The sequence below is a fragment of the Deefgea sp. CFH1-16 genome, from assembly GCF_016881365.1.
Classification (GTDB): domain Bacteria; phylum Pseudomonadota; class Gammaproteobacteria; order Burkholderiales; family Chitinibacteraceae; genus Deefgea.
In genome coordinates this window covers 2,122,744-2,144,807 of sequence record NZ_WLYT01000001.1, presented here as the reverse complement: position 1 = coordinate 2,144,807, position 22,064 = coordinate 2,122,744, and the positions used below count along the sequence as shown (strand labels likewise).

Genomic DNA, 22,064 nt, shown 5'->3' with positions numbered 1-22,064 from the left:
CAGTATATTTTTAACTCGAATTAAGACAATCGCTGGACTTAATGGTTTGTGTAAATAATCTGCCGCCCCCCACATTAAAGCCCTTGATTTCATCCACTTCTTGGGTCTTCGCGGTTAAAAAAATCACCGGAATATCGACAGTGGAGACGTTACTTTTTAAACTCCGGCATACCTCAAAGCCATCCATTCCCGGCATCATAACGTCCAGCAAAATTAAATCCGGTATCGGTAAGCGCTCGGCCAAACGTAATGCTTGCTCACCATTATTCGCAATTCTTACTTTGTATGTATCTTTTAAAATGGCGTTGAGTACCGTCAAATTATTTGGCGTATCATCCACCAATAATATGGTGCGTCGATGGCTAATCAATACGTCATTCATGACAAACCTCTGGCCAATTGAATTTCCTTTAACCATCTGGTTGCCGCCGAAAAATCAAATTCATTGGCAATCGCACACCCTAGTCGATCGAGTAAATTTAAATCAACGACACTCTCCAAATCATCGCGTAATTTATAATAAACCTCAACAGCCTCACCATCGCAAGCATCTAATAATTCAAACAGCTGCTCAATTATAATTTCTGTCTCTGCTGGATTAGACTCTACGACCAAATGACTGACTGCAGATTCACGATAAGCAGTAGAAACCGATTCAATCATTCGGTCGAGTTCCAAGCAAAATGCCGTCGCATTTTTTGCGATTGAATTGGGGTCTTGTTTTAAATTAGTTTCTAGGGCAATCGCGGCTTCGGCAAGCGAATGCATTCCTAATGTTCCTGCAACGCCTTTCATTGAATGCACGAATAAATTAGCAGCAGTCAAATCTTTCTTAAGCAGCTGAGTTAATACTGCACTGCCCTGCTTATATTCATGTAAAAATTGTTTAAATAACTGGGTATATAATTTTTTATCACCCATAAATCGCTGTAATACTTCTTGCGTATTGATTCCTGGAAATTGAGCGAGTTGATCTTCATCATAATGTTGCTCACTGACCTCAATATCATCCAGCATAATATTTTGCGTTGCCGCCCATTTAATCACGGTGGCAAACAAAAAACAGGGCGAATCGGCTTAGTAATATAATCATTCATGCCATTTTCTAGGCAACGCTGCCGCTCATCTGACATCGCATGCGCCGTCATGGCAATAATTGGTAAATCAGCAAATCGTGGATCACTACGAATTAATTGCGTCGTTTGATGCCCGTCGAGCACCGGCATTTGTAAATCCATAAAAATAAAATCACACGGCAATGGATCAATCGACAACCAACCTAATGCTTCGCCGCCATGCTGGGCTAATAACACGCTAGCGCCAGCACCGGTGAGTAATTCTTGTGCTACTTGTTGGTTTAATGGATTATCTTCAACCAATAAAATTCGAACACCATTTAGTTTTTTCCGGTTATGGCTTGGATTATCAACCTCAATATCCACCGAGGCACATTCTAGCCATACCGTAAAATGAAAAGTACTACCCAGATTGACTTGGCTTTCAACCCAAAGCTCTCCCTCCATCATTTCAACCAAGCTTTTGCAAATCGATAAGCCGAGTCCTGTTCCACCAAATTTGCGAGTGGTTGAGCTATCGGCCTGAGAAAATGGTTTAAATAAACTATTCATTTGAATCGGAGTAAGGCCAATACCACTATCTTGTACTGCAATATGCAAACGAATTTTATTTTCTAATTGTGCGACGACCTCCACTGCTACTTTGATTTTTCCTTGTTGGGTAAACTTAATTGCATTACTCACCAGATTATTAAGTATTTGTCCGAAGCGAAGTGGATCACCCAATAAAGTAGATGGGCACTGTGGTGCAAGGTAGATCTCTAATTCAAGCTGCTTTTCCTCTGCTTTAATTTCATGTAAAGATCGAACTTGAGTTAACACCTGATCAAATCTAAATGGAATTAACTCCATACGTAACCGATCTGCTTCTATTTTTGAAAAATCTAAAATATCATTTAAAATATGCAACAATGATTCTGCGGCAAAGCTAATTTTGCTTAAATAATCCCGCTGTTTATTATTCAATTCAGTTTGCAGCGTTAAATGTGTCATACCAATAATGGCATTCATTGGCGTGCGAATTTCATGGCTCATATTGGCTAAAAAGTCACTCTTTAAGCGATTCGCCTGATCGGCCGCTTCTTTAGCATTGATTAATTCAGTTTCTACCGCTTTTCTTAATTCAATATTGTCATAAACAGCAACAAAATGCGTAATATCACCGTTTTGCTCTCGAATCGGAGAAATTGAAACCGACATCCAAACTAAACGACCATCTTTACAGACATTACGTAAGTCTTTATGCCACTCTTGACCCTGTGATATTTGTTCCAAAATTTTATTGTGCGCCGCTGGGTTAGGTACGCCACCACCCAGTACATCGACCGGACTTCTGCCCAGGACTTCTAAGGTAGTAAAACCAAAAGTTTGCTCAAATTTTGGATTGGCGTACTCAATGAATCCTTGCAAATTTGAAATTAAAACCGGATTTGGACTGGCCTCAATGGCGGCAGAGAGTTGTCTTACTTGCAGTGCAGCCTGTTTTTGTTCGGTGATATCAAACAAAATCCCATCTAAATATTGCACCTTACCGAGCGTATCTCGCAGCACTTGGCCACGCTCATAGACCCAGTGCAAAATACCTTGCTCATCATGAATTCGATATTCAACGCTATAGCGCTCGCCGCCGTCGATAGCGGCATGAATGGCATGATCGAGCAGTACCGCATCATCGAGCAAAATTAGGCTGTGGTAGCTTAACTGTGGTGACGATGATAAAAATAAACTAGGGGTATAACCAGTGAGTACCTCAATTTCCTTATCGATGTACTGCATACCCCATGGCTGATTCACTTCTCGGCGAAATACAACGCCCGGAATATTATTGACTAATGTACGAAATTGCGCCGCTTGTGCTTGCAAGGCGAGCTCAGCTTGTTGGCGCGCATCAACCAGTTGTCCCATCAAAATCGACAATTGCTCTAAATCTGCCGTCGCATTATTTGCCACCGGTAGACCTAAGCTCACCTGCAGCTGACACGCGGTCTGCCATAAAGCGTCAATCGCTCTTTGTTTGGCGGCACTTTCGAGCCGCAAGGCATCATTACTGCGGGTTAATTCATCCGAGCTAATTTGTAGACTACGCGAACTCAATGCCAAATCGCGTTCAGACTGCTGATAAGCTTCATCAACTGCGGTTAATAAACGCCGAAAATTGGGCCCTAAATTCTGGCACGGAAACTCAGGGTGCGCTGTAATATAGTCCTCAATGGCACACAGCTGGGCCTCGGACATTGCTTCATCGGCCCACGCCAAATGGCGTTTTAACTGACGAGCAAGCAATCGATTCATGTTTGCGGCTCACTGAGTGTTGTGATGGTCATGGTTTGGTTGTGTAATTTGCATTCGGTTGAGCTCACAAACGGGCTGATTTCACCGTAAGAATAAAATCCAGCTAATGTCACACGCTGACCAAACACATCAGCAACCGCTTCAATTTCTTCATCGATTCGGCTCCCCATCACTAGTTTTCGCCCTACACAACTGACCAAGATGCCCAAACTTTGATCAGCGGGCGTCACCAAAATTTGTGCGGCATGGGCGGCGGCTTCTGCGCCTTCAATCAATGCGTCATTACTGGCATGCATCAGCCGTAAATACCCATCATCCAGAATATCACCCGCTAATATCAAGCTGCCATCGTCCTCATTCATACCCAAAATGGTTCGCACCACGCCCATTGCCTGATGATCTTGCCCGAGCATTTCAAATGGAAACAACAAGCCCGATGACGGCAATTGTGCGGCGTATTCACCAAGGTAATTTTTATACACATCCAGCGCCTGCTCGCCATCGAGCTCATACAACACATTGCCCACGCTGCGCGTCACGCGCCGAGCAGGACCAAAGGGTTGCCAGCCTCCAAACGAGCCATGACCCACCGTAATCTCAGGCGCAATGGCCATGGCAACAATAGTATTACTGGCAATTCCTTCATTGCTGAGCACCAAGGTTTGGCTAAATGCAGTGCCATCTCCTGCGAGCCCCCCCATGACTGGCACCTTGGCAGTTAAATTGGCAATCAAACCTTGTACCAAAGCGCTGCCATTAATATCGACCCCTTGGCCTAATAGCAGTACGCCACCCAGTGGATGCTGATTGAGTGCATCGGCTAATCGCCGCCCTGCGGCATCGCTATCGTCCATTGAGGTTAACTGCGTGATGGCACAAAAAGGTACGCCGGCCTGCCAATGTACTGCAGTAATCACGCAACAATCATCATCCACGCCGTCATTGGCAATCTCACCGGCAGTGGAACAGCCCAATAATGCGGCAACTGGAAAAAAACTGGCGCAACTGATTAAACCATTGCGTATCAGTTAATAAGGCTCGACTAGCAAAAACCAGTAAGAAATGAGGATCAATCTGACTTATTTTCTCTATTTTTACTGCCAAATCCTTAATATTACTGACTTTAATCTGAGCCACCTTCATGATATTGCCTCGCAACATGGATGTTTCAGCTTAGCAAAGGCATTTTTTTTTTCGCCGAAAAAAAGCACTCTCTAGTGAGAGTGCCGTCTATAGCGACTAAACAATTCTTAACAAATACTGACAATCAAAATCCAAACAATCCATCGTTCAAGATTCACACCCTCCCTAAGCCATCATGCAAATTTTAAATCAGTGATTAACAAGCCATGATTTCAACAAATCACGGCTCAGCACACCTCAATTCAATCCAAGCGCTAGCTTCGCCTGGGCAAGCGCAGCAATTCTGGCTGCTTGTACTGCTTTGGCAATGTCTTGCGGCTGTGAACATTGCGCCGCAATCGCCCCCGCATCTACAGCGGCGACCACATCGCGCAAATGCAACAAATAGCTCTGCTGCGGGTAGTCACACTGCTCAAACTGCCAGCGACCACGTGCATCGGCCAAACACGCGTCAAGTAATTGCTTAAATCGCTCTGGCCTGCGCAAAGCATCGCAGCGCATGAATAAAGCACACAGCGTTTCTGGGCGTAATTGCTCGGCGGTATGTACCAAGGTATGTTCGCGGCAGACTAAAACTGCCAATTCTTTACATTCAGTGGGCACTCGCAAGCGCTGACAAAGCTGCTCCACCAGCGGCACGCCGCGTGCTTCATGGCCGATATGGCGCGGCAAGACATCGGCTGGCGTGATGGCCTTGCCTAAGTCGTGACACAGCGCGGCAAAGCGCGTCGCCAATGGCCAGCCCTGCGCGGCGCAATAGTCCAGCACCAGCATGGTATGCAGGCCGGTATCGACCTCGGGATGATAATCGGCACGTTGCGGCACGCCCCATAGTGCGTTGACCTCTGGTGCAATTTTGGCCAATGCGCCGCATTCACGCAAAATGGCAAACATTAAACTCGGTCGATCTTCCATTAAGCCTTTGGCCATTTCCTGCCAAACGCGCTCAGCAACTAAATGATCGACTTCACCGTCGATGACCATTTGCCGCATCAAAGTCATGGTTTCATCGGCAACACTAAAGCCAAATCGCGCCGCAAACCGAGCTAAACGTAAGATTCGTACCGGATCTTCGGCAAAAGCCGGTGAAACATGGCGTAATACTTTCGCGGCTAAATCGTCCTGCCCACCGTAGGGATCGATCAAGTTGCCCTGCTCGTCCTCGGCAATGGCGTTGATGGTTAAATCACGGCGCAGCAGGTCTTCTTCTAAAGTCACATCGGGGCTAGCTTGCACTTCAAAGCCGGTATAGCCATGGCCGCTTTTACGCTCAAGGCGTGCCAGCGCATACTCTTGATGTGTATTAGGGTGCAAAAAAACTGGGAAGTCTTTTCCTACCGCTTGATAGCCCAAATCGAGCATCGCTTGTGGCGTACTACCCACCACCACCCAATCGATGTCTTTGACTGGCAAGCCCAATAAACGATCACGCACAGCGCCGCCAACACGGTATATCTGCATTACTTCTTCTTTCCTTAGGCAAAAAAGTGCTTTTAACTGTGCACATAATACCGTCTACAATCTGCCGATTGCCGTTTAATTTTAGCTGGAGCTGTTATGAAGATCGCGAACAATGTGACTGAACTGATCGGCCACACCCCATTAGTTAAACTCAACCGCATTACCGAAGGCTGCGTGGCCACCTTGGTGGCCAAGCTTGAATACATGAATCCATCACACTCGGTGAAAGATCGGATTGCCGTGAGCATGATCGATGCCGCAGAAAAAGCCGGCCTCATCCACGCCGATACAGTGATTGTTGAACCGACTTCGGGCAATACGGGGATTGGTTTGGCGATGGTGTGCGCTGCGCGCGGTTATAAATTGGTATTAACCATGCCAGAAACCATGTCTAAAGAGCGCCGTGCCTTATTGCGCGGCTATGGTGCTGAGCTGATTTTAACGCCGGGACCGGATGGCATGGGCGGCGCGATTGCTAAAGCTAAAGCGCTCACCGAAGAAAACGCCAATTACTTAATGCCACAGCAGTTTGAAAACCCAGCTAATCCAGAAATTCATCGCCAAACCACGGCGATCGAATTATGGGAAGACACCGATGGGCAAATTGATATCTTGGTCGCTGGCGTCGGCACCGGTGGCACGATTACTGGCGTTGCCGAAGTGCTTAAAGCCAAAAAGCCCTCGTTTCAAGCGATTGCAATTGAACCAGAAGCTAGCCCAGTCTTATCTGGCGGCGCCAAAGGGCCGCATCCGATTCAAGGTATTGGCGCTGGCTTTGTGCCTAAAGTGCTCAATACCGAGATTTACGATGAAGTGATTGGCGTGAGTAATGACGATGCCTTTGCGACTGCCCGCTTAATGGCGACACAAGAAGGCATTTTATGCGGCATTTCAGCCGGTGCGGCAGTCTGGGCAGCGCTACAAGTAGCCAAACGCCCAGAAAATGCCGGCAAGCTGATTGCGATTATTATTCCGTCGTTTGGTGAGCGCTATTTATCCACCAAACTGTTTGAAGGTCTGGCCGACTAAGCTCGGTTAAGTCGTCAACAAGCCTCTGACGCACTCGGTGCGCTTGGACGGGTTATTAAGCCCCAATTCAACGAGAGCGGCACAGCATCAAATTTCAGCATCATCTACAAATTATAGGTATAACTTGCAAAGCGAAATTATATAAAGCCTAGCAAGTTATACCACTAAAACCCAAACACTCTCTCGCTCTTCATCTTGCCAATTACTAATATCACGAAACACCAATACAACCCCCAACGTGCCGTGCGCATCGTCACGAATTCGCGCAGCGCTTTCTTCAATATAAAAATGCAGGCCAAGTTTATTGAGTAAAATACTGCGCCGTGCGCTCTGGCTCGGTGCTGAATGTTGTAACGCCAGTGCTGCTAAACCTGCCAGCGGCAAGCGCGTTTTGGTGTCGATGGTTTGATAAACCGAGCTTAAATATTGCCCTTGCGCCATTTCGGGCTCCCAGCCTAATAAGGCGGACGCAACCGGGTTTAAATAATAAATCCGGCCGTTTAAATCCGTCGTCACTACCCCATCAACAATCGAGGCCAAGGTAGCTTGGGCGCGCTGTTGTTCGGCCAAGAGCGCGGCTTGCGCCAAGCGAATCGCCGTGACATTGCGGCCCACACCGCGGTAGCCGATAAATTCACCGTTATGGTCAAACACCGGCCGCCCTGAAACGCTTAAATACAGCGACTGCTGATTCAATTCGGTTTGATACTCAAAATCAAGATACGCCTGTTGCGATGCCAGTACTGCGCGATGCGCTGCCCATTGCGCCGCCGATAAACCGCCGTGCCCCAACTCCCAGCGACATTTACCAATAAACAGCGCCGGATTAACGTCTAAATCAGTAAAAAACCCGCCCGACACCGCAGTAAATCGCCCTTCAGTGTCTTGCTCCCAAAACCAGTCATTGGAAATATCCACCATCATGCTTAAAGCGCTCAACTTGCTCACGCAGAGCTTTAATCGTGGCCGAACTGGCGCTAATATCGCGCGCCTGCATTACCGTACCGATCCACTGCAAGCGATCATCACGCAAGGGTTTGAGCATCAGTTCGTACTGCCGCACTTGTTCATCACGATCAATATGACTCACCATCAGTTGCTGCGGCATACTTAATCGGCCTAATTCAGCGGCATCAAATACCGGATCAGTACCACCGAGCAAACTACGGTCATGTTGCCCCAAGCGCAACTCGGCAACAGCATTGGCATAAGTAATTTGCCCGCGTGCATCGCGCAATATCAAAGGATCACTCACCGCTTCAAGTAAAGCCCGCGTTTGTAGCTCCTGAGTTAAATGCAAACTTTGCTTGTCCACGTTGTCCTCCACCGCTGGCGAAGACAAACGATAGCGACGCTGTAATAAGCTGGCCAACAATAAACTGAACACCAAGCCCAAAACCGCCAACCACGCCATGAACTGCATTTGCTGCAAGCTAAGCGCACTGGCGCTAGCTTGAAATTCAAATCGCCATTGCCGCCCCAAAACATTGAGCGGCACCATGGCCAAGGACTCACTCACTTCTGGCTTAAAATGACTCGAGGTATAACGTATTTTGCTTGCAACCTCGGTACGCCCTGCAGCATCAATGAGTCCCTGATCCATCACGCGAAAAGACAGACCAGCAGCTGCGGCCAAGCGATCTAGCGCGGCAAAAAAAGGCTTGCTGGGTAGCAAAACAATCGCACTACCCAAGTAATTGCTCGATCTTAATGCTGGCGTGCTCGGATTAACTAACATCCGATAAATCGGTAAATAAAACACCAAAGACTCGGTACGCACCAAACTGGCGGTAAAGCCATCACTCATCCAGGGCTGACCACTGCTTTTGGCACGCTCTAAAGCGCGTTTTAGCACCGCATCATGCGCCAAATTAAAACCCAGCCACTGCGCAGTCGTACTATTGAGTGGGCTGAGCATATCCACAATCTGTAATGCCTCTTTTTGCTGCGGACCAGCGACATCAAACACCGAATAAAACTCAGTGGCAAAGCGGGTATTGCTGCGATTTTGCTCAATATATTGGCTCAGAAAGTCAGCAGAAACCGGACGTACAAAGCCAATCGCCAGCACTTCTGCACTGATTTTTCGGGCTTGACTTTGTAATTGCAATTGACTGAATTGCTCGGGGGAAAGTTGATTTTGCGCGATAAAAGCCGCTTGAATGAGGTGCAAATCGGACTGAGCCAGTAATAATTGCGTCCGAAATTGATCCAATAACTGATCTTGGCTTTGCTGCCAGCGCCAACGCGCCGAATCAAGGAGCTGCCAATAATACAAACTAATACTCGCAGTCGTTAACAGCATGCCGAGCAATAGCGTAACGATAAAAACCGTGTATTTTTTTAGTTCAAACATAACACTCTATTGATTAGGCAATGATGACGCGTTGCGCTAAGCGCAAAATAAAACATGCCACTATAAAGTGAGAACGTTACAAAAGAACAGTGTCATTAAAAAATGGCAGATATCAAACAACACCTGCCATCAAAATAACAAAAACAGTCAGCTTAAAATCAATTCACAGTTTCAGTACCCAAAAATAACTGATACGCCAAATTATGTGTCTCTAGCCAATACGGATAAGCCAAACGTGTTAGGAAGGCATTAAATTCGGCATCATCACTTGGCGGCACCTGAATCCCAACCAAGACTCGACCATAATCTGCGCCATGATTGCGGTAATGAAATAATGAAATATTCCAGTTGTCGCTCATGCCGTTTAAAAAATTCAACAAAGCGCCAGGGCGTTCTGGAAATTCAAAGCGAATTAAACGCTCATTCACCGCTTGCGGCGCATGCCCGCCGACTAAATGGCGAATATGCAATTTAGCCAATTCATTGTCGGTTAAATCCACCGCAGCCAATTCATGACTGGCCAGCGTGGCAATTAAATCCACCACTTCTGAGCGATGCTGAATCGACAGACCAACAAACACATGCGCTTCGCTTTCTTTGGCGTAGCGATAATTAAATTCAGTCACATTACGCGCGCCAATCAAGCTACAGAAGGTGCGGAAACTACCCGGTTTTTCCGGCACCGTCACCACCATAATCGCTTCGCGCTGCTCGGCCCATTTCGGCTTGCTCGGCCACATAGCGCAAGCGATCAAAATTCATATTGGCGCCAGAAGCAATCGCCACAAAAGTTTGATCTTGAGCGCCTTCTCGTGCCGCCCACGCCTTCATCCCCGCAATGGCCAAGGCACCAGCGGGCTCTAAAATCGAGCGATTGTCTTCAAAAACGTCTTTAATCGCCGCGCACATCGCGTCGGTATCGACCAAGATCACGTCATCGACAAATTCTTGGGCTAAGCGAAAGGTTTCTTCGCCCACTTGCTTGACCGCCACGCCGTCAGCAAAAATACCCACTTGCGGCAAGGTAATACGCTCGCCCAATTTAAAGCGATAAATACATCGCATTGGCATCAGTGGGCTCAACGCCAATGACTTTAACTTCTGGGCGTAAACGTTTGATATATGCCGCCATGCCCGCCAGCAAACCACCACCACCCACCGGAATAAACACCGCATCAATTGGATCAGGATGTTGGCGTAAAATCTCCATCGCCACTGTGCCCTGCCCGGCAATCACATCAGGATCATCATAAGGATGAACAAAAGTGGCCCCCGATTGCGCCGCCAGTTTCATCGCATGTTCGTAGCAATCAGAATAAGAATCACCAATGAGCACCACTTCAGCGCCACGACGCGTTACTGCATCCACTTTGATGCGCGGCGCAGTCGCTGGCATCACAATCGTTGCACGGCACTTTAAATATTGCGCGGCCATCGCCACACCCTGTGCGTGATTACCCGCCGAAGCCGCAATCACACCACGCTCTAAATCCGCGCGTGATAACTGCACCATTTTGTTATACGCGCCACGAATTTTAAACGAGAACACGGGCTGCATATCTTCGCGCTTGAAATACACCGTATTTCCAATACGACGAGATAAATTCGGAGCGTGCTCTAGCGGCGATTCAATCGCAACATCGTATACACGGGCTGAGAGTGTTCGTTCGAGGTAGTCTTTATTCATTGGCGCATGACCTTGGTTTAATCGACTGATTGGCTAAGTGACACGTGCAAAATTGAGGTAAGGCGTCCTACAAGCCGTAGCTTACGATAAGAGAACAACGCCAAAAAACATTTTGCTTCACGACTTAGTCCAGCAATCGTTTGCTAACGGCAAAAAAAAGGGGCGATTTATTACAATCGCCCATTCTAACCGTAAAAGTCACGCCTTACGCATAGATTAGTCAGCGTAATCTCGATAAGACATTCTGATTTCTTCAATTTTTGGTAAGCAACGGAAAAATGCATCCACCACTTGCGGATCAAAATGACTACCCGATCCGGCTTTAATTTCATCCAACACCCGCTCACGCGACCAGGGTGGTTTGTAGCAACGAGAATGTGCCAGCGCATCATACACATCCGCCAACGCAATAATTCGCCCCGCAATATGAATCTGCTCCCCGACCAATTTCTGCGGATAACCACTACCATCCCATTTTTCATGATGCTGGTGGGCAATCACGGCGGCCATTTTTAAAAATCCGTGGTTTAGACGCTTTGAGCATTTCATAGCCGAGCTGCGCATGCGTATTCATCACTGCCCGCTCTTCAGCGTCTAACACGCCGGGTTTATTGAGCACCATATCGGGAATACCGACTTTGCCAATATCGTGCAATGGACTGGCGATGCGAATAATCTCGGCTTCTTCTTCACTCAGCCCCAGCTCAATGGCCAAGGCATAAGAAAACTCAGCCATGCGGTGAATATGTTTACCGGTGTCTTTGGAACGATTTTCGATCACTTCAGACAGCTGATAAATAATGCTGCGCTGCGTTTCTTCGATCTCTTTATTGAGCATCAAATTTTCATACGCAATCGCGACATTCTTACAAAACATATCGATTAAATTAGCATCAGGGTGCGACAGCGCCACCGGACCATCAATAATCAGTAAATTCACCGAGCCAAGAGGCGCTTGAAAAAAACCAATAAAATGATCGGCAGCAAAAATGCTATGCCGCTGTTCGCGAGCTTGATCAATCGATGGCTTTAAACGACTTAAATCGGCATTGGCAAAACTCTGACCGCAAAAAGCCTGATAGCCGCCAGTGGCATACATAATGGTCAAATCATCGCTTTGCGATAAAGCCGCTATTCCACCAGTAACCACCACATATAACGCGTCTTGTTCAAAAAACAATAATGACTGCAATTGCTCGAGCACGCCTTGCGCGAACTTAATCACCGATTGCTGTTTAAAAATCGTCGTCGACGCATCCACGACTTTCACCAGTCCACGACGATTGGCATCTAATTGTCGACGTTGATGTTCAATCAACATAATGTCGTTATAAGAGCGCAGCGTCCCTAGCACCGCGGTATACAATTTATCGCGGGTCAGCTCGGTTTTGGCTTTGTAATCATTAATGTCGTAGTTTTCAATGACGTGTCGTTCTGGTGCAACACCGGGCTGGCCGGTGCGTAAAATAATGCGAATATGATGATTGTGCAGTTTTTCGCGAATATCTCTCGCCACATTTAAACCGGCGTCTTCTGATTCCATCACCACATCGAGCAACACCAAGGCGATATCATCCCGCGTGTTGAGCATATCCAAGGCTTCTGCGCCTGAATAACACGACAATAAATTGAGCGGTCGATTTAAAAAAATCATATTGGATAAAGCCAATTTGGTCACATGATGAATATCAGGCTCATCATCCACCACCAATACATTCCACGGTTCTATCTCCGCATGCAGCGATAAATCAGTATCTTCTTCGAGCCAGTTTTCATCATCAATCATCATGCGCCCTGTTAAACCCCATCGTGTGGTCGCCTCTTACAACACACGAAAAATTTTATACATTTAAATCATTATGAAACAAGGATTCAAACAAGCAAACGTCATCACCACGCAAGCCACACCTAGTAGATTAGTCAAAATTTAGCGAAATGCACTAGCTATCACATCAGCAATCGCACTCACGTCTCCTCCAAGTCACACTCAGACCTTTAAAAATTGCCAAATGCCCTGATGTGATTCAAAACCGTATGAATTAAGGACTACGCAATGACTCAAATGACCCCACAAGAAATTGTCCACGAACTGGACAAACACATCGTCGGCCAAGCGGCCGCCAAAAAAGCGGTGGCCATTGCGCTGCGTAATCGCTGGCGTCGTCAGCAAGTGGCCGAGCCACTGCGTAGCGAAATCACGCCAAAAAATATTTTGATGATTGGCCCAACTGGCGTGGGTAAAACCGAAATCGCCCGCCGTCTGGCCAAATTATCTGACGCGCCATTTATTAAAGTCGAAGCGACTAAATTCACCGAAGTCGGCTATGTCGGTAAAGATGTCGACAGCATCATTCGTGATTTAATCGAAATCGCCATTAAGCAAGTTCGCGATCAAGCCATCAGCAAAAACCGCATCAAGGCCGAAGATGCCGCAGAGAACCGCGTACTGGATGTGCTGCTGCCGCCAGCAACGCCAGCCTATGGCGAAGTCAATGCCAATGATGGCATGAGCGAAACCCGGCAAAAGTTCAGAAAAATGCTGCGTGAAGGCAAGTTTGACGACAAAGAAATCGAAATCCAAGTCGCCGCCACAGCACCGACAATGGAAGTTTTTGCGCCACCGGGAATGGAAGACTTCTCTAGCCAGATTCAAAACATGTTTAAAGGCGCAATGAGTGAAAAAACCAAGGCGCAAAAACTCAAAGTACCTGACGCGCTCAAAGCATTGATCGACGAAGAAGCCGCCAAGCTGGTCAATGATGAAGACACCAAAGCCGAGGCGCTGCGCGCAGTTGAGCAAAATGGCATTGTGTTTATCGATGAAATCGACAAAGTAACCACTCGCTCCGAAGGGCAAGGCGGCGAAGTCTCTCGCCAAGGTGTACAGCGTGATTTGCTGCCGCTAGTGGAAGGCACCACCGTGACCACCAAATACGGCATGGTCAAAACTGACCATATTTTATTTATTGCCTCTGGCGCGTTTCATTTGGCCAAACCATCGGACTTGATTCCAGAATTACAAGGCCGCTTCCCGATTCGCGTTGAGCTCAATTCGCTTACAGTGGACGATTTCGCCACCATTCTGACCGGCACTGATGCCTGCCTCGCCAAGCAATATCAAGCTTTGCTAGCGACTGAAGACGTTGAACTGGTGTACACCGAAGACGGCATTCGCAAACTGGCCCACATGGCGTGGCAAGTGAATGAAAGCACCGAAAACATCGGCGCGCGCCGCTTGTATACGGTGATGGAGCGTTTACTCGCCGATATTTCGTTTGACGCTAAACGCGGCACGGTGACCATTGATGCTGAATTTGTCAGCAGCAAACTCGCCAGCGTCGCCAGCAACGACGACCTTGCCCGCTTTATGCTTTAAATCGCAGCCAAACTGCTGGAATTTAAAACTTCAACTACCAAGGTATTGCCTTCTAGCCTTTATATTTAAATGGCCAGAAGGTAATACCCAATCATAAAACAATTAAAACCGGCCAACCGTAGGGTGGAATAAACGCAGTGCATTCCACCGCAAGCCCAGCAATTTCGATGAAATTAACGCAGTGCATTCCACCATAAGCTTCGCGACCAGGTGGAATGCGCGGTGCTTATTCCACCCTACAATGGCATTGTTTTTTATATTGGCTGAAAGCTAATCCCCTCAAAAACTCATCGCAATACTCATCCCCGAGCCTGATACATTCGGGCCAAACATATAGCGCATTAAAAAGCGGGTACGGGTTACAAACACGGGGTGGGCGCTACTATCGACTTCAAAGCCCAAGCCCACGGTAGATAAATAATCAAAGCCCAAAACCCCAGCCTGATCGCCGTAATAATGTGAATGCGATGCTTCTAAAACATAACGCAGCGGGCGGCTTAAAAAAGTCATGCCAGTGGGTGCGCGATATCGCGTCCAGACATTGGCAGTTTGCGACTTAGCACTGCCAGCTACCGCAGCGTCCGTTTTAAAGGTTTGTAAATGCACTTGCGATAGGCGCAGCTCTAAATCCACTTCATATTCGGGCTTGACCAGCTCGTAATCGAGCATTAAAGCGCCGCCTACTCCGTACACATTCATGCTGCCTTTATCAAAAAAATTAAACTCTTTACCGGTTTTATAATTAATCCACCAGTTGGCGATTTTTAAATCACTCGCCACTGTGCCCAATGAAAAGTTAACAATCGGCCGCAACACCCAGTTTTCTGCAATCGGAAAATCCCAGCCGATACCGCCAGTACCACTCAAAGAAGTCCATTTGAGGGGAATCGCACGCTCTTGTTCACCATTGGTGGCGACAAACGTCGGGTCAAAACGGCTGCCCGCGATTGCGCCCTCAAGATACAGAGGCACTTCTTTACTCAAGGTTGCGCCGCCGCCCAATTGCGTCATCATTAATTTTTGATTTTCGCTTTGTGCGCCTTTAATCGACAAACTACTGGCGGCTAAATCCAAAATCACCGAATACGACATCAAAGACAACACCGCATTCGCGCTGCGCTGCACATTGCTATTGGGCAATAAATGCAGCTCTTTTTTGTCGTTCGCCCACGTCGGTAGCGCGAGGCTGCAACCGAGCAAAAAAAAACCAAGCCAATTTTGCACATAAATAATGTTCAATGAGAAGTATTGCGAAGAGATTTTCAGCATAGCACTAAGTCTTTGCAGCCCAGCAAAGCCTAGCATTGGGGCAGCATGAACACGACAAATTGTCATTATTTGGCCTCAACCAAGCAAAAAAAACAAATATTGACCATCATCAAAATCAGCTCATTATGTGCAGCAAGCAAGTATAAAAACACCATATATTGTGTTTGCTTCGAGATAAAGCCACAAACCAACACAATAAGCTGCAGGCCAAAAGCAAAAGCCCTGTCAGCCAAGAATCTCAATACCTGTACCACTGATTACGCATCAAGGAAAAAACAGCAATGCTCAAAGTGATTAAACGCGACGGTGCCAAAGCCGCCTACGACAGTGCCAAAATTTTTGAAGCCTGCCGCCGCGCTGCCACTGCTGCGAAATACCCGCAGCCAGAACAATTGGCCGAGCAAATCACTAGCCAAGTTGAAGCGCAATGCCGCACTTTGAGCCAGCACAATGCCCCTACCGGCTTATTAGATATTCCAACGATTCAGCAATGGGTCGAAGACGCCTTGATGCATGATTACCCCGAAGTGGCGCGAATTTACATCCAATATCGCTACGACAGAGATCGCACGCGCGCGCAAGGCTCGGAGCTACACGCCAAACTCATGGGCTTAGTGAATAAAACCGACAGCGAAGCCACTACAGAAAACGCCAATAAAGACGCCAATGTGTTTCCGGTGATGCGCGATTTGATGGCCGGCATTGTCTCGAAACAATTTGCTAGCACCTTTTTGCCCAAAGATATTTTAGAAGCGCACCACCAAGGCGATATCCATTTTCATGATTTGGATTACTCACCGTTTTTGCCGCTGACCAATTGCTGCCTCGTTGATTTAGAAGGCATGCTCAAAAACGGTTTTCGCCTTGGCAATGCCAAAATCGAAAGCCCTAAATCCGTCGGCGTAGCTTGCGCGGTCACCGCGCAAATTATTGCTCAAGTGGCCAGCCATCAATATGGCGGCACCACCATTCCCAATTTGGACCAAGTGCTAGCGCCGTATGTGCTGAAAAGCCACGCCAAAAATTTAGCCATTGCCCATGAATACGGCATTACCGATCCAGAACGCTACGCCACCGAGCGCACCGAAAAAGAAGCCTACGATGGCATTCAAGCGTGTGAATATGAGATCAACACGCTATTTAGCTCTAACGGCCAGCAGCCCTTTGTGACGTTCTCATTCGGCATGGGGACTAGCTGGGCCGAGCGGATTATTCAGCAATCGATTTTGCGGGTGCGAATTAAAGGCTTGGGCAAAGAAGGCACCACACCGGTATTCCCTAAATTGGTGTTTTTTATCGACGAAGGCATCAACCTCAAGCCCACCGATCCCAATTACGACATCAAACAATTGGCGCTCGAATGCACCTCAAAACGCATGTACCGGACATTATCTCGGCCAAACTCAATCGCCAAATTACTGGCTCTAGCGTGCCCGTATCGCCCATGGGTTGCCGCAGCTTTTTGCCCGCTTGGCGCGATGAACAAGGTAAAGAAGTCCTCAATGGCCGCAATAATCTAGGCGTAGTCAGCCTGAACCTGCCGCGCATTGCGATTGAAGCGCAAGGCAATATCGAGCAATTTAATCAGTTATTACAGCAGCGCCTGCAAGTGTGCTTACGCGCACTCAATATTCGCATCCAACGTCTGCAAGGCGTCAAAGCCAATGTGGCCCCGATTTTGTATACCGAAGGCGCATTTGGGATTCGACTTAAGCCGCAAGACGACATCATGACGCTATTTAAAGATGGTCGTGCCTCGATCTCTTTGGGTTATATCGGTTTACACGAAGTCGGCGTATTACTTTTTGGTCAACACCCTGCCGATGCCAGCGCCGCGCAAGCCTTTTTGCACAATGTGGTCAAAACCATGGGGGATGCCACGCAGCGCTGGAAAGCAGAAACCGGCTTGGGCTTTTCGCTCTATTCCACGCCCAGTGAATCGCTGTGCTACCGCTTTTGTAAACTCGACCAAGAACGCTTTGGCGACATCAGCGACGTCACCGACAAAGGCTATTACACCAATTCATTCCATCTGGACGTGTATCGCAAAGTCAATCCATTTGAAAAAATCGACTTTGAAACCGGCTATGCCGAGCTCGCGACCGGCGGCCACATTACCTATGTTGAGCTGCCCAATATGAAGCACAATCTGTTGGCGCTCGAACGCATTTGGGATTACGCCATCGAACGTGTGCCATATTTTGGCAGTAATACGCCGGTTGACGCCTGCGGCGCTTGTGGCTTTATGGGCGAAACCCTCGCCACCGCCAACGGTTTTGTTTGCCCCGACTGCGGCAACCACGACAGCGCCACGCTATCGGTCACCCGCCGAGTCTGCGGCTACCTCGGCAGCCCCAACGCCCGGCCGTTTAACAACGGCAAACAAAAAGAAGTCATGCGCCGAGTTAAACACCACGCGCAGGCGGCTGAGTGAGTGGGAAGTTGGGAGTTGGGAGTTGGGAGTTGGGAGTTGGGAGTTGGAAAAAGTGTAGGTGCGAATAGCGCAGCGTATTCGCACGCATGAAGCGGCGGCTGAAATGTAATATGCGGCGCTGGCGCGGTAATGCCTGCGATGATGCGAAGCCCATCAAAGCGAACCGAAAAAACAGGCTTTGTTCAGCTATGACGTCGATGCTTTTAAGTGCCTGCGGCACACTATTTTACAGTCGCAGTCCGCGACGTGGACCCTCTTTTCTTTGTCTCGCCAAAGAAAAGAGGGGAAAAGAAAGGCGACCCGAGCGCGCCCAGCTCCGCTGTGCCCTCGATTGTCGTGAGCCAAACGATAAAACTGTTTGTCTCCCTCCTCACTCGGTGCGCTTGAACGGGTTTTAAGCCCCAGCTCGACGAGCGCGGCATAGCATCAACATGCAATCTAAACACAACCAAAAACAACAGGTATATCCATACCCGCATTTTAACGAAAAGCCCACAGCGCTATACCCATGAATTACGACCGCTATTACACGCATGATCTCATCAACGGCCCCGGCATCCGCGTGACGCTGTTTGTCAGCGGCTGCCTACATGCGTGCGAAGGTTGCTACAACCCATCGACATGGGATAGAAAATCCGGCCAAGCCTTCACCGCCGACATCGAGCAACAACTACTGCAAGCCTGCGAATCACACGATGGCCTGAGTCTATCCGGCGGCGATCCACTGCACCCCGCCAATCGGGACGCCATCCTCAAACTCTGCCAAGCCTTTAAACAGCGCTACCCCGAAAAAAACATCTGGCTCTGGACCGGCTACGTCTTTGCAGACCTACAAGACCTCACCATCTTGCAATACATCGACGTGCTCATCGACGGCAAATTCGAACAAAACCACCCCACCAGCCAACCCTGGCGCGGTTCCAGCAACCAACGCCTAATCGAACTCAAAAAAACTACCGTAGCCGTGGTGGTGATAATTAATTTGCGGCTGTGTATGGGGATTTGGGATTTGGGGTTGGAAAGTGTAGGTACGAATAGCGCCGCATATTCGTACGCATGACGCGGCTGTTGAAATAATATGCAGTGCAGACGCGGCAATGCCTCCGATTACGCGGAGCTAATCGGAGCTACGAGCTTGTTCCTGTACGGCAGGTAACTGCGCCAATAATGCCGGCAATGCCATCTGCACGGTATCCCACACCACATCAAGGTTGATGTCGAAATAGCCATGGGCGATGCGATTGCGCATCCCGCGCATGCTACGCCACGGCACCTCGGGGTGCGCCTGCGAAAACTCGGCATAGCTATCCATGACTTTCGTGGCAGCTTCGCCAAGGATAATCAGGCTCATGACAACCGCTTGCTGAGTCCGTTTATCCTCAAGGAAACCCGCCTTGCTCAAACCCTCAATGAAGCTACATGCATCGGTCGCGGCTTGTTGCATGTGTTTCTAAGTAATCAGGCAATCGATTTTCATTCATACCGGCAACGCCTCAGCGAGCACTTGAGCCCGAAATTTAGCGGGTAAATCGCCGGGGGTGAGCAGATCAACGTGAATACCGAGCAAAGCCTCCAGCTCAACTTGCAAGCCACCTAGATCGAACAGCGTGGCGCCTGGCAATGCATCAACCAGCAGATCGAGGTCGCTACCATCTTGGTCGGTGCCATGTAACACTGATCCGAAAATGCGCGGATTGGCAGTACGAAAGCGGTGCGCCACTTCGCGGACGGCACTGCGTTTCTGGTTAAGAGCAATAGAGGGTCGCATAGGGTTCTCGGTTTGTCGAAGCGCATTGAAATAATAACATCGTAACTACGCACGCGCTGGAAATCGCAAATCAAAGGAAATCAAAGGGGTCAGAGTCGATTGATTTCTTGTTTCCCGCGCCCTCAGCTGCACTAAGCTGAATCCCCCCTTGCACAGAGGCTTTCCCATGGCACGCCGACCCCGTTTTGTACTACCAGGCCATCCGCAGCATGTCATTGTTCGCGGCAATAATCGTGACCCGATATTTATCGCTAATGAAGATTACCATTTTTATTTGGAGAAGCTCCGCGATGCCGCTAACGCGTATGGCTGCGAAATTCATGCCTATGTGCTCATGACCAACCATGTGCATTTGCTACTGACTCCGCTGGCCGAAACCAGCACGGCAAAACTGATCCAGCAGCTTGGACGCTACTATGTGCAGTATTTTAATTACGCCTATCGCCGCAGCGGGACATTGTGGGAAGGTCGCTACAAGGCCAGCCTGATCGATAGCGAGGCCTATGCATTGATCTGCCATCGGTATATCGAGCTCAATCCGGTTCGCGCAGGAATGGTAGCTCATGCGGTGGATTACCCATGGTCGAGTTATCGCAGTCATGCTCTGGGCGTAGATAATCCGGTACTGACCCCACATGCTTTGTATCAATCCTTGGGCGATTCTGCCGAGGCGCGGCAAGCGGCTTACCGCGCATTGTTTGATACGGCGCTAGATGCGAAAACCTTGGACGAATTGCGCGTGGCAGTCAACAAGGCGTGGGTACTAGGTAACTCGCAATTCAAGGCGCGTATTACCTGCCAACTGGAGCGCCGAGTTGAGCCTTTGGGCCGAGGGGGCGACCATAAATCAGCGGCATTTCGCAATGGTAAACAGGTCTGAGTTGAATGGAAAGCAGATCAATCGACTCTGACCCCTTTGATTTTCCAATGGCAAACAGGCCTGAGTTGAATGGAAACAAATCAATCGACTCTGACCCCTTTGATTCCGACCCCTTTGATTCCCTCTGGGCGTAGATAATCCGGTACTGACCCCACATGCTTTGTATCAATCCTTGGGCGATTCTGCCGAGGCGCGGCAAGCGGCTTACCGCGCATTGTTTGATACGGCGCTAGATGCGAAAACCTTGGACGAATTGCGCGTGGCAGTCAACAAGGCGTGGGTACTGGGTAACTCGCAATTCAAGGCGCGTATTACCTGCCAACTGGAGCGCCGAGTTGAGCCTTTAGCCCGAGGCGGCGACCATAAATCAGCCGCATTTCGCAGTGGCAAACAGGTCTGAGTTGAATGGAAACAAATCAATCGACTCTGACCCCTTTGATTTGCACCAGCCAACCCTGGCGCGGCTCCAGCAACCAACGCCTGATCGAACTCAAGCATCACCGCAATCGTGGCGGCGATTAGATGCGACATCGTATCGGGATTTGGGGTTTATGAAATGTGTAGGTCGAATAGCGCAGCGTATTTACACACATGAAGCGGCCGCTAAAATAATATCTGTCTCCGATTACGCTACGCCAATCAGAGCTACTAGCTAATGTTTAGCTCCTACTTACTGCCAAAATCAGTCAAACAAAGTGACGTTTTACGGCAAAATTTACAAATCACCTCTAATTATCTGTCAATAAAACAACTATAAAAAGCTGGCACGATAGTTGCATGTCATGTTTCAAGTCAGAATGACTACCTAACTTTCGGAGAATGAACATGCAACGCGCACAACAAGGTTTTACACTCATCGAATTGATGATCGTCGTCGCAATTATTGGTATTTTAGCTGCAGTGGCAATTCCTTCTTACCAAAATTACACAGCCAAATCGAAATTTACTGCAGCACAGGCTGAAGTAGCTGCTGGTAAAACTGCATTTGATGCGTCTTTAAACGATGGCGTCCCACCAACAACAGCTTTAGTTGGCTTTAAACAAGGTACTGCAAACTGCACTACAAATGTAGTCACACTTGTTGCTGCTGATGGTACCGATGGCACCATGGTTTGTACTATTAATGGCGGCCCTGCAACGGTAGCTGGTAAAAAAATCACTTACACACGTACGGCTGCTGATGGAAGCTGGGTATGCTCTTCGGATCTAGCTGCCGGTGACAAAGCCACGCTTGGTTCAAAAAGCTGTCAAGGCTAATTTTTTAATTTAAATAACAAAATTAAATATACATTT

The 22,064-nt window shown here is 48.3% G+C and carries 18 protein-coding genes and 2 pseudogenes; 7 read left to right on the top strand and 13 right to left on the bottom strand.

From position 1 onward, the window contains the following. Positions 1-10: 10 nt before the first annotated feature. The 5 genes from GKO28_RS20005 to GKO28_RS11760 form a co-directional block, all read right to left on the bottom strand. The gene (locus tag GKO28_RS20005; protein WP_247646513.1) at positions 11-382 is read right to left on the bottom strand and encodes a response regulator; all 372 of its coding nucleotides are present in this window, start codon (positions 380-382) and stop codon (positions 11-13) included. Continuing rightward, the gene (locus GKO28_RS11775) at positions 379-1,059 is read right to left on the bottom strand and encodes an Hpt domain-containing protein (RefSeq protein WP_182076381.1); all 681 of its coding nucleotides are present in this window, start codon (positions 1,057-1,059) and stop codon (positions 379-381) included. The genes GKO28_RS20005 and GKO28_RS11775 overlap by 4 nt, the downstream gene beginning before the upstream one ends. Then, positions 1,044-3,368 (bottom strand): ATP-binding protein, encoded by a 2,325-nt coding sequence (locus GKO28_RS11770; RefSeq protein ID WP_182076380.1) that lies wholly within the window; start codon positions 3,366-3,368, stop codon positions 1,044-1,046. Before GKO28_RS11770 ends, GKO28_RS11775 begins: the two co-directional genes overlap by 16 nt. Beyond that, on the bottom strand, positions 3,365-4,378 hold the full coding sequence (locus GKO28_RS11765) for an FIST N-terminal domain-containing protein (protein ID WP_307839103.1): 1,014 nt from the start codon (positions 4,376-4,378) through the stop codon (positions 3,365-3,367). Before GKO28_RS11765 ends, GKO28_RS11770 begins: the two co-directional genes overlap by 4 nt. A 370-nt stretch (positions 4,379-4,748) precedes the next feature. Further along, on the bottom strand, positions 4,749-5,972 hold the full coding sequence (locus tag GKO28_RS11760; protein ID WP_182076379.1) for a multifunctional CCA addition/repair protein: 1,224 nt from the start codon (positions 5,970-5,972) through the stop codon (positions 4,749-4,751). A gap of 96 nt (positions 5,973-6,068) precedes the next feature. Between GKO28_RS11760 and cysK the strand changes: the two genes are divergently transcribed. Beyond that, on the top strand, positions 6,069-7,001 hold the full coding sequence (cysK, locus tag GKO28_RS11755) for a cysteine synthase A (protein WP_182076378.1): 933 nt from the start codon (positions 6,069-6,071) through the stop codon (positions 6,999-7,001). 156 nt (positions 7,002-7,157) lie between these two features. On the opposite strand, the gene GKO28_RS11750 is transcribed toward cysK, so the two are convergent. The 5 genes and pseudogenes from GKO28_RS11750 to GKO28_RS11730 form a co-directional block, all read right to left on the bottom strand. Continuing rightward, complete coding sequence (locus GKO28_RS11750; RefSeq protein ID WP_182076377.1) at positions 7,158-7,940, bottom strand: PAS domain-containing protein; 783 nt, start codon at positions 7,938-7,940, stop codon at positions 7,158-7,160. Continuing rightward, positions 7,903-9,357 carry a CHASE domain-containing protein gene (locus GKO28_RS11745; RefSeq protein ID WP_182076376.1) on the bottom strand — a complete coding sequence of 485 codons (1,455 nt, stop codon included), beginning with the start codon at positions 9,355-9,357 and terminating at the stop codon, positions 7,903-7,905. The genes GKO28_RS11750 and GKO28_RS11745 overlap by 38 nt, the downstream gene beginning before the upstream one ends. A gap of 158 nt (positions 9,358-9,515) precedes the next feature. Next, positions 9,516-11,044, bottom strand: a pseudogene (gene ilvA / locus GKO28_RS11740) (threonine ammonia-lyase, biosynthetic). A 216-nt stretch (positions 11,045-11,260) separates the two neighbouring features. Further along, positions 11,261-11,554, bottom strand: a complete 294-nt coding sequence (locus GKO28_RS22885; protein ID WP_203564118.1) for an HD domain-containing phosphohydrolase — start codon at positions 11,552-11,554, stop codon at positions 11,261-11,263. Next, positions 11,523-12,833: a response regulator gene (locus GKO28_RS11730; protein ID WP_203564117.1), complete on the bottom strand. Its 1,311-nt coding sequence runs from the start codon at positions 12,831-12,833 to the stop codon at positions 11,523-11,525. Before GKO28_RS11730 ends, GKO28_RS22885 begins: the two co-directional genes overlap by 32 nt. Positions 12,834-13,097: 264 nt before the next feature. Between GKO28_RS11730 and hslU the strand changes: the two genes are divergently transcribed. Beyond that, positions 13,098-14,420, top strand: a complete 1,323-nt coding sequence (gene hslU, locus GKO28_RS11725; protein ID WP_173533229.1) for an ATP-dependent protease ATPase subunit HslU — start codon at positions 13,098-13,100, stop codon at positions 14,418-14,420. Between the two features lie 279 nt (positions 14,421-14,699). Here hslU and GKO28_RS11720 read toward each other — a convergent pair whose 3' ends face one another. Next, positions 14,700-15,689, bottom strand: a complete 990-nt coding sequence (locus tag GKO28_RS11720) for an autotransporter domain-containing protein (RefSeq protein WP_203564116.1) — start codon at positions 15,687-15,689, stop codon at positions 14,700-14,702. 281 nt (positions 15,690-15,970) lie between these two features. Between GKO28_RS11720 and nrdD the strand changes: the two are divergent. Continuing rightward, positions 15,971-18,123, top strand: a pseudogene (gene nrdD / locus GKO28_RS22880) (anaerobic ribonucleoside-triphosphate reductase). Positions 18,124-18,631: 508 nt separating this feature from the next. Next, positions 18,632-19,183, top strand: coding sequence for an anaerobic ribonucleoside-triphosphate reductase activating protein (gene nrdG / locus GKO28_RS11710; RefSeq protein ID WP_182076375.1), 552 nt, complete (start codon positions 18,632-18,634; stop codon positions 19,181-19,183). A 57-nt stretch (positions 19,184-19,240) separates the two neighbouring features. Here nrdG and GKO28_RS11705 read toward each other — a convergent pair whose 3' ends face one another. Continuing rightward, complete coding sequence (locus GKO28_RS11705; protein WP_182076374.1) at positions 19,241-19,567, bottom strand: DUF86 domain-containing protein; 327 nt, start codon at positions 19,565-19,567, stop codon at positions 19,241-19,243. Between the two features lie 33 nt (positions 19,568-19,600). Next, positions 19,601-19,891: a nucleotidyltransferase family protein gene (locus tag GKO28_RS11700; protein ID WP_182076373.1), complete on the bottom strand. Its 291-nt coding sequence runs from the start codon at positions 19,889-19,891 to the stop codon at positions 19,601-19,603. Between the two features lie 166 nt (positions 19,892-20,057). Between GKO28_RS11700 and GKO28_RS11695 the strand changes: the two genes are divergently transcribed. From GKO28_RS11695 to GKO28_RS21535, 3 genes are all read left to right on the top strand, one after another. Then, complete coding sequence (locus tag GKO28_RS11695; protein WP_182076372.1) at positions 20,058-20,771, top strand: transposase; 714 nt, start codon at positions 20,058-20,060, stop codon at positions 20,769-20,771. Between the two features lie 172 nt (positions 20,772-20,943). Further along, positions 20,944-21,171: a hypothetical protein gene (locus tag GKO28_RS11690; RefSeq protein ID WP_182076371.1), complete on the top strand. Its 228-nt coding sequence runs from the start codon at positions 20,944-20,946 to the stop codon at positions 21,169-21,171. A 425-nt stretch (positions 21,172-21,596) separates the two neighbouring features. Then, positions 21,597-22,028 carry a pilin gene (locus tag GKO28_RS21535; protein WP_182076370.1) on the top strand — a complete coding sequence of 144 codons (432 nt, stop codon included), beginning with the start codon at positions 21,597-21,599 and terminating at the stop codon, positions 22,026-22,028. Positions 22,029-22,064 lie beyond the last annotated feature (36 nt).